Source organism: Kitasatospora sp. NPDC056783 (assembly GCF_042789895.1).
In the GTDB taxonomy this organism is placed as follows: domain Bacteria; phylum Actinomycetota; class Actinomycetes; order Streptomycetales; family Streptomycetaceae; genus Kitasatospora.
The window spans coordinates 1-8,550 of the sequence record NZ_JBHUAF010000375.1 but is presented as its reverse complement, the minus strand read 5'-3'; the positions used below and the strand labels follow the sequence as shown (position 1 = coordinate 8,550).

The 8,550-nt window shown below is 68.4% G+C and carries 4 protein-coding genes and 5 pseudogenes; 5 read left to right on the top strand and 4 right to left on the bottom strand.

What is annotated here, in order from left to right:
• Window positions 1-83: pseudogene (locus ACFRMQ_RS33995) on the top strand (transposase); the annotation flags it as partial.
• 6 nt (window positions 84-89) lie between these two features.
• Here the strand turns inward: ACFRMQ_RS33995 and ACFRMQ_RS33990 are convergent.
• Window positions 90-1,115 (bottom strand): annotated as a pseudogene (locus tag ACFRMQ_RS33990) (ISAzo13 family transposase); the annotation flags it as partial.
• Window positions 1,116-1,178: 63 nt separating this feature from the next.
• On the opposite strand from ACFRMQ_RS33990, the pseudogene ACFRMQ_RS33985 reads away from it, so the two are divergent.
• Window positions 1,179-2,072, top strand: a pseudogene (locus tag ACFRMQ_RS33985) (IS3 family transposase); the annotation flags it as partial.
• Here the strand turns inward: ACFRMQ_RS33985 and ACFRMQ_RS33980 are convergent.
• Together ACFRMQ_RS33980 and ACFRMQ_RS33975 are read right to left on the bottom strand one after the other, a co-directional pair.
• Window positions 2,050-2,433: a reverse transcriptase N-terminal domain-containing protein gene (locus ACFRMQ_RS33980; RefSeq protein WP_380734621.1), complete on the bottom strand. Its 384-nt coding sequence runs from the start codon at window positions 2,431-2,433 to the stop codon at window positions 2,050-2,052. The pseudogene ACFRMQ_RS33985 and the gene ACFRMQ_RS33980 sit on opposite strands and share 23 nt — an antisense overlap.
• Window positions 2,434-3,066: 633 nt before the next feature.
• Window positions 3,067-3,684, bottom strand: a pseudogene (locus ACFRMQ_RS33975) (IS701 family transposase); the annotation flags it as partial.
• A gap of 55 nt (window positions 3,685-3,739) precedes the next feature.
• Here ACFRMQ_RS33975 and ACFRMQ_RS33970 point away from each other — a divergent pair.
• On the top strand, window positions 3,740-5,398 hold the full coding sequence (locus ACFRMQ_RS33970; RefSeq protein ID WP_380734620.1) for an ISAzo13 family transposase: 1,659 nt from the start codon (window positions 3,740-3,742) through the stop codon (window positions 5,396-5,398).
• Between the two features lie 19 nt (window positions 5,399-5,417).
• Here the strand turns inward: ACFRMQ_RS33970 and ACFRMQ_RS33965 are convergent.
• A pseudogene (locus tag ACFRMQ_RS33965) lies at window positions 5,418-5,798 on the bottom strand (transposase); the annotation flags it as partial.
• 304 nt (window positions 5,799-6,102) lie between these two features.
• On the opposite strand from ACFRMQ_RS33965, the gene ACFRMQ_RS33960 reads away from it, so the two are divergent.
• Window positions 6,103-6,789, top strand: coding sequence for a tyrosine-type recombinase/integrase (locus tag ACFRMQ_RS33960; RefSeq protein WP_380734619.1), 687 nt, complete (start codon window positions 6,103-6,105; stop codon window positions 6,787-6,789).
• Window positions 6,790-6,890: 101 nt separating this feature from the next.
• A complete protein-coding gene (locus ACFRMQ_RS33955; protein ID WP_380734622.1) occupies window positions 6,891-8,396 on the top strand; it encodes an ISL3 family transposase in 1,506 nt (501 codons plus the stop codon).
• Window positions 8,397-8,550 lie beyond the last annotated feature (154 nt).

Sequence of the window (8,550 nt, the reverse complement as noted above, 5' to 3'; positions counted from 1 at the left end):
TCCGCCGCTACATCATCTGGCGAAACAAGCACGCCGCCGACGAACGACTACGCGAGGTCGTCACCAGGGCGAACGTTGCCTGATGCGGCACTAGTCAGCGGCCTGCCGCGCAGGCTGTGGGTGAGCCGGGAGAACAGCCGGTGTTCGACCTTGTTCCATTTTGAAGTCGCGGGCGGGAAGTGCATGACGGTGACGCTCAGTCCGCACTCGTCGGCGAAGGCAGCCAGGTCGTTCTTGAACAGGTGGGAGTCGGCCGAGTTCGCTCCTCCGGAGTCGGCGGTGACCAGTAGGCGGGTGGCACCGGGGTAGTCGAGACGCCCTTGGTGGTTCCACCAGCGGCGCAGGGACTCCACCGCGAAGGCGGCGGTGTTGCGGTCGGTGCCCACGTTGACCCAGCCGGTGTCGCGTCCCAGGTCGTAGACGCCGTAGGGGATGGCGATCGGGGTGTCCGGGTCCAGGAAGTCGTGGTCCGGCGCGGTGATCGGCCGGCCTTTGGGACGCCAGGTGCGGCCGGAACGGGCGAAGTCGCCGATCGGTTCCTTCTTCTTCGCATCCACGCTCACCACTGGCAGGCCCTGCTCCAGGAAGCGCTCGACGGCGGTGTTGATGTGGCGGAACTGGGCGTCGCGGTCCGGGACATGGCCGCCGGCCCGGGTCTTGGCCATGCCCTGCAGGCTAAAGCCCAGTCCGCGCAGCAGGTCACCCACCACCGGCGCGCTGACCGGATGCCCCGCCTCGGTCAACTCCCGAGCCAGGTCCCGCAGCGAGGCGGTGGTCCAGCGCAGCGGCGAGACCGGGTCGCCCACCTCCCGCGGCTCAATCAACGCCTCCAGTGCCGCCGCCAGGCCCGGGTCGCGCTCGGCAGCCGACTTGCGCCCGCCACCAGGTCGGCGCACCCGTCCCAGCACCTCCGCCCCGCCCGCGAATTCGTCGCACCCCCGAGCGACGGTCGACTCCGACACCTCCGCCAGCCTGGCCACCGCCGCGATCCCACCATGCCCCAGAGCCTCGGCCTCCGAGGCCAGGTAGAGGCGGCGCTGCCGCTCGTCCAGATGCGGCAACACTGCCGCGAACTTCACATCCAGCACAGCCAGGACATCATCCGGAATCGCCACAGCAGCTCATCTACCATGCCCATCCGGGAAGTTGGCCCGAAACCGGCAGTAGTTAACTTACGGGTCCTGAGCCGCTTCCAGTTCGTCGAGGACCACCACCGCGCCTTCGGCGTCAAGCGGCTGTGCCAGGTCATGGAGGTCTCCCGCTCCGGGTTCTACCGCTGGCGGGCCGGCGTCGACGCCCGCGTGGAACGTGAACGGGCTGACCAGATCCTCGCCGAGCGGATCAAGGAGATCCACGCCGAGTCCGAGGGCACCTACGGCAGCCCCAGGGTCACCGCCGAGCTGCGCGAGAGCGGCAGGTCGGTGAACCACAAGCGGGTCGAGCGGCTGATGCGCTGCTTCGGCATTGTCGGCGTGCACCTGCGCAAGAAGGTCCGCACCACGGTGCCGGAACCCGAGGCGGCCCCGGTCCCGGATCTCATCCAGCGGGACTTCACCGCGCCGAAGCCGAACACCAAGTACGTCGGCGACATAACCTACCTGCCGGTCGGCGACGGCCATTTCCTCTATCTGGCAACGGTGTTGGACCTGCATTCGAGGCGGTTGGCGGGCTGGTCGATCGCCGACCACATGCGCACCGAGTTGGTCACCGACGCCCTCAAAGCCGCTGCCGCGACCCGCGGCGGCAGCCTGGGCGGGGCCATCTTCCACAGCGACAACGGCGGGCAATACGCGTCGAAGGAGTTCGCCAAGGTCTGCCGGGAATTGGGCGTGACCCGGTCACGCGGAGCCGTCGGCACCAGCGCGGACAACACCGCCGCGGAGGCGTTCAACGCGACGCTGAAGCGGGAGACCCTGCAGGGCGCGAAACGCTGGCCCGGAGCCCGTGCTGCCCGCCTCTCGGTCTTCCGATGGATCAACCGATACAACACCTGGAGGAGGCACTCCTTCCTCGGCCACATGACCCCGATCGCCTACGAGCAGAGATCAGTTACGCTGGCCGTCGCTGCATAGCACTCGGTGTCCACATTCCCGGGGGAAGCCCCGTGGCCAGTTCGGCCTTTCCCGGGGCCGTGAGCACGACCTGCCCGTCGATGCCCGCCGTCCGGCGGCCAGCATTGATCTCCGTGACCCGTCGCACGCTCACCAGCGTGTTGCTGCGGCTACGGAGCATCAGCTTCTGCAGGTTACGGACCCTTTTGAGGCCCCCCGCCTGCGATGCCGCGAAGACGCGCTGGCGCAGACGACGTACGTCCTCCTCGACGGTATCCCAGTCGACCTGGTGCCAGTCGAGGAATTCGTCCTCCGGTCCGTTCGCCGTGCCGCTCAGCGGTCCGGCGTCCAACGTGCCCTTCGGTTCCATTGTCTTTGTCATCGTCCTCTCCGCAGGCTCACCTGACCCACGTCAGCACCCTTTCGGGTCGGGCCACGAGGGCCCTGTCCGGCCAGTTATGCGGAACGACCGGCTGGAGGAGCCAGCCTCACCGTCCCGGTTTCCTGCTGCCTTTTCGGCCACCGGCGTTCGCTTCTTGGGTCATCCTGTTCCCGTCAGGGAGTTGAGCGTTCCTCACGGTCGACCTACCCGGTGCGAGGTGCCACCGGGACCCTTGCGGGGTTTCCACGTTCTGCATGAGTGGGATACGAGCGGGGTGGGTGCCCTCTCTACCCCGGGACGGCGGTGTTCTCCCGGCTGACTGCTTCTCTCCAGCCGGCGCCTGCCGCTTCTCAGCGGCCAGTCCTGTACCCCGCTGGAACATCACATCGGCGGGGTTAGAGGTTACGAGGCATAGCCAAGGGTTCATTCGCATTCACCCGTCCGCTCTTCCCCTTGCCTGTGACCCCCGGATGCAACGGGAGCCCTTGGCCCCCCCGGGCTTCGCACCCTCCCGTTACCAGGAACGCACGCCGGGGCGGGGACAGGCCCTGAACACTGGCCCGGAACTACACCTTCCTCAACGGAACCTCCTCATCGGTGAGTTCACTCAGCTCAAGCAGCCTCGTGTCGCACGAAGCACTCCTCGATGGCCCAGCGGGCGCCTGCGACCGCGATCAGCTCGTTCAGGGTGGTGTCGGCGGGCGCGTAGGCGATGTAGTAAGCGACCTTCGTCGGGTCGGTGACGCTGCGGCGGGCGAGCACCCAGTGCGTGCGGTCGGGGCGGTGCCAGGGCCGGACCTCCACACGTGCCCAGTCGTGGATCCGCGGGCCGTGGGCGCCTTCGCCACAGGAGCGGCGCTTCCACTTCTGCCGGGGCAGGCCGGCGACCAGGTCGTGCAGCCGATGGTCCATGGCCCGCCGGGTGACGACCGTGTCGTGGCTGGTGGTGGCCACGACGTGGAAGACGTCGGCCTGCTCGAGTTCGTAGCGCCAGCCTTTGCTGTAGCCGTACCCGGCGTCCGCGGTCACCCAGCGGAAGGGGATCCCGTCATCGATCGTCCGGCGGACCATCGCCCGTGCGAGCTGGACCTTGGTGGCGAACTCGACTTCGTCGCCGATCCCGGCGGCCCGGCAGCGCTCGCGGTCCTCGGTCCAGGACTTCGGCAGGTAGAGCGCCCGGTCGATCAGGGTCCGGCCAAGGGCCCCGGAGTAGGCGAGGAAGACGCCGACCTGGCAGTTCTCGGTCCGGCCGGGGCTTGTATTTCAATTACTGCTTGCTCTGGTGGAGTTGGTGGGATGGTGGACCATGCCTGTGCGTCCGCCTGTCACCGCCTTACGGGCCAAGTTCGATCGGATCCTGCCTCATCTCGACGAGCGCCGTCGTCGGCTCTACCTGGCCAGTGAGGCCGCAGCGATCGGCCACGGTGGGATCGCTCTGGTGGCTGCCGCCTCCGGGGCCAGCGTGTCCACCATCTCGCGCGGTGTCACCGAGCTGGCCGGAAACCCGCCGGCGGCGAGGAGGGTTCGAGCTCCGGGAGCCGGCCGCAAGCCGTTGACGGTCACCGATCCCGGCCTGGTGCCGGCCCTCGAGGCACTGATCGAGCCGCACACCCGGGGCGATCCGGTCTCCCCGCTGCGATGGACCACCTTGTCGTTGCGGGCTCTGGCCTCGACCCTCACATCGCAGGGCCATCCGGTCAGCGCCGCAACCGTCGGGCGCCTGCTGCACGGCCTGGGCTACAGCCTGCAGGGCACCGTCAAGACCACCGAAGGCGCCGGCCATCCGGACCGCGACGCCCAGTTTGCCCACCTCAACGCCACGGCCACCGCCTTCCTCGACGACCGGCAGCCTGTGATCAGCGTCGACACCAAAGCCAAGGAATGGCTCGGCAACCGCGACCGGCCCGGCCGCACCTGGCGGCCGGACAACGACCCGATCAAGGTCGACTGCCACACCTTCACCACCAGCGATCAGCCCGTCGCCATCCCCTACGGGATCTACGACATCGCCACCAACACCGGCTGGGTCAACGTCGGGACCGACCACGACACCGCCGAGTTCGCGGTCGAGTCCATACACCGCTGGTGGCAGCGCCGCGGGCGGGTGCACCACCCGAACGCCACCCGGCTGCTGATCATCGCCGACGCCGGCGGCTCCAACGATCCACGCCGCTGGACCTGGAAGAAGCACCTGGCCGCCTTCGCCCTGGAGAGCGGCCTGGAGATCACGGTCTGCCACTTCCCGCCGGGCACATCGAGATGGAACAAGATCGAACACCGGATGTTCTGCCACATCACCGCGAACTGGCGCGGCCGACCGCTCACCAGCTACGAGGTCGTGATCGAGACGATCGCCGCGACAACCACCCGCACCGGGCTGACCATCGGCGCCGAGCTGGACACCGGCAGCTACCGCCTGGGCTCCACGGTGACCGCTGCCGAGTTCCAGGCCCTGCCGATCACACCCGCCGCGTTCCACGGCGACTGGAACTACACCCTCGCCCCCGTTCCACCCCGACCTCCGGAGGCAGCGGCGGCCGCCCGGCGGATCGACCCCGCCCTGACCGCGACGCTCAGCGACCCCGCCCTGACCGGAATGCCACGGACCGACTTCGAACACCTGGTCGCAGTCTCCGAACCGTACTGGGACGCCCTGGCCGAAGCGGCCTTCCAGCGGCGATTCCACCGTCCACGCAGCTACCTCCACCCGCAGACCAGCAGCCTGGACCACTACCACCGCCTCCTGGCAGCGCTCTTACGCCGACGCGGGGTGATCACCAGCACCCTCCTGGCCCAGTTGCTGGGCGTCACCCGCACCAATCTCTCCAACCAGTTCCAGGACGGCCACCGCCTGTTGGACCTGCACCGCGTCGTCGTCACACCGCTGCCCGGGTCGCCCGCCCGCACCCTGGAACAGCTCCGAGCCCTTCTGCCCGAGTCCGCCGACATGGGAGATCAAGTCTGACAGTTAATCAGATACAAGCCCCGGCGGTGCCGGAGTACTGCCGCTGGACCCCGGCCGAGCGCACGCCCTTCTTCAGGAATCCGGTGTCGTCCACGATCAGCACACCGCCGGGATCGGCCAGGTGCTCGACGACGTACTCGCGTACGTCGTCGAGCACCCCGTCCGCGTCCCAGTCGATCCGGTTCAGCAGCCGCTGGATCCGATCAGGTCCTCCGTGGCCGGCCTCCTCGGCCACCGTCCAACCGTTCTTGCGCTCCAACGGCGCCAGCAAGCCCCGCATGTAGGCCAGCGCCGAATCCCGCGACTCGCTCCGCGCGAACCGGTGGGCAAACCGCTCGTGCAACTCGGTGAGCCCGTCCGACCAGCCACGAGCATCCAACTCGGATATGTCCCCAACCATGAACAGCCCAACGAGCGAATCCAACGACCGTCACGGTAAGCACCGTTGCAGTACTAGGTCACCAGCGACCCGATCCCCGCCTTCGGCCAGGTCAGGCTCGACGATCTCGGCTACCCGCACATCGCCGCCTTCGTCCACACCCAACTCGGCGCCGGGCGCGGCCGAGTAACCGTCCACCGCTGCCTCGCCACACTCTCCAGCGCCCTCGGCGACGCCGTACGACGCCACCGGCTCCCCTACAACCCCGCCCGCCCCACCGTCATCCCGCGGCCCGCTGCAGCCGAACGCCAGATCTGGACCGCCCATGACGCCATCCACTTCCTACGCTGCTGCCACGCCACCGATCCGGCCTTCGCCGACCTCATCGAAGTCCTCATCGGCACCGGCAGTCGCCATCTCCCCACGTGTCGCCGTCGCCCTGCGCCACCGCGCCGAGGGCAAGAACCCCTCACCCACCCGGTCCATCCGCGGCGGCTTCGTCTTCCACCGCCCCGACGGACGCCCCCTCCACCCCGAATGCGTTCTCAACCACTTCCACCAGCTCTGCCACGAGTTCGGCGTGCCCCGCACCACCATCCACGACCTACGCCACCTCGTCGCCACCATCACCGCCGGCGTCCCCCTCACGGTCGTCTCCAAGACCCTCCGGCACGCCACCCTGTCCATCAGCCACCAACATCTACGGTCACCTCACCACCCAGGCCGCCCACGACGCCGTCGACACCATCGACCGCGCCCTCACGACCGCCGACCAGCCGGTGCCAGCCCCCGCCCGGCTACCCTGCCCGAGAACACCCAGGACTCACGCACCCCGGATCCCGGGGCAACGCAGCACGGACAAGGACCCGACGCAGAGGGCAAGTTGATACCTACGCCCGGAGAGCGAGAAGGTCCGTCTCGGATCTCCGATATCACCATGCACTCACAAGGCCCCGAAAACGCATTAAAAGATCGTTTCAGAATGACTTTCGAAGGCGCCGGAGGCAGATGAGGGACTATCAGGATTTCGGCTCTGTTCCATAGTCGGTGGTGACGTCAGGTGACGGGCGTCGTTGGTGCTACATGCGAGATGTCAACTCCCTTGTGGCAAATGTGTTTTCAGGTCTTTCAGCCCTGGTCATCGATGACGTTGCGGACGACGGCGAGGTGATCCGGGTCATCACCCGGACCCGAGATGTTCCGGTGCCCTGCCCGGCGTGCGGGGTGCAGACGGGGAAGGTGCACGGGTATCACGTTCGGACGGTGGCGGATGTGCCGGTGGATGGCCGGCAGGTCGTGGCCCGTGTCCAGGTACGGCGCCTGGTCTGCCCGGTCCTGGGATGCCGGCAGCAGACCTTCCGCGAGCAAGTCCCTGGGCTGATCGAGCGCCTTCAGCGCCGAACCACACGTCTGACCAACCAGGTCTCGAGGGTGGTCAAGGAGTTATGCGGCCGGGCAGCCTCCCGTCTCACCCAGTTCCTGGCCACATCCGTCTCCTACGCGACAGCCCTGCGTCTGCTGCGCCGCATCCCCACGCCCGTCGTGCCGATCCCGCGGGTTATCGGGGTCGACGACTTCGCCCTGCGCCGCCGCCACCGCTACGCCACGATCATCATCAACGCCGAGACCGGCCAGCGCATCGAGGTGCTGCCCGACCGCGAGGCCGCCACCTTGGAGGCATGGCTGCGCGAGCACCCCGGTGCAGAAGTGGTGTGCCGGGACGGCTCGGCCACCTACGCCGAGGCGATCCGCCGCGCAATGCCGGACGCGGTGCAGGTCAGCGATCGCTGGCATCTGTTCAGGAACCTGTGCGACAAGGTCCTGGCCGAGGTCCGCGCCCACGCCACTTGCTGGGCGACCGTCAACCCGCCCCGTCCGGGCGGGGTGCGCGAGCAGACCACCCGCGAGCGCTGGCACAAGATCCACGCCCTCCTCCGTCAGGGCGTCGGCCTGCTGGACTGCTCCCGCCGCCTGGGCCTGGCCTTGAACACCGTCAAGCGCTACGCGCGCATCCCCGAGCCGACCGCCGAGCGGATCGCACCCCAGTACCGGCCCACCCTGGTCGACCCCTACCGCGATCACCTTCGCACCAGGCGCACGGCCGAGCCCGCCGTCCCCGTCCTGCAGTTGTTCCAGGAGATCAAGGAGCAGGGCTACACCGGCAGCCTCAACCTGCTCCACCGCTACCTCAACCAGGGTCGCGCCGAGGGCGACCGCCCGGTCACCACCCCGCGCCGAACCGCCCGGCTCCTACTCACCCGCCCAGACCACCTGCGCACCAAGGAGACCGCCCTCCGAGAACTCGTCACCGCCGCCTGTCCCGAGATGACCGCGCTTGCAGGCTTCGTCCGCGGCTTCGCGGAACTGCTGGCGCCAGCCGCCGGCAACGACACCAAGCTCACCGAGTGGATCACCCGGGTCCGCACCGCCGACCTCCCCCACCTGACGGGCTTCTGCAACGGCCTCGAACTCGACCGCGCCGCCGTGGACGCCGGCCTCACCTTGCCCCACCACAACGGTCGGACCGAAGGCGTGAACACCCGCACGAAGAAGATCATGCGCCAGATGCACGGCCGGGCCGGCTTCGACCTCCTCCGCCACCGCATCCTCCTCCCATAAGGAACGAGGACGCAGCGTCACCACCGACTACGGAACAGAGCCGAATTCATGACACTCCCGCAGATGATGCTGCAGGCGAGGTCGAGTAGTCCCTGGTGGAGGTCGGCGCGTCGCTCGTAGCGGGTGCGGAGGCGCTTGAACTGGTGGAGCCAGG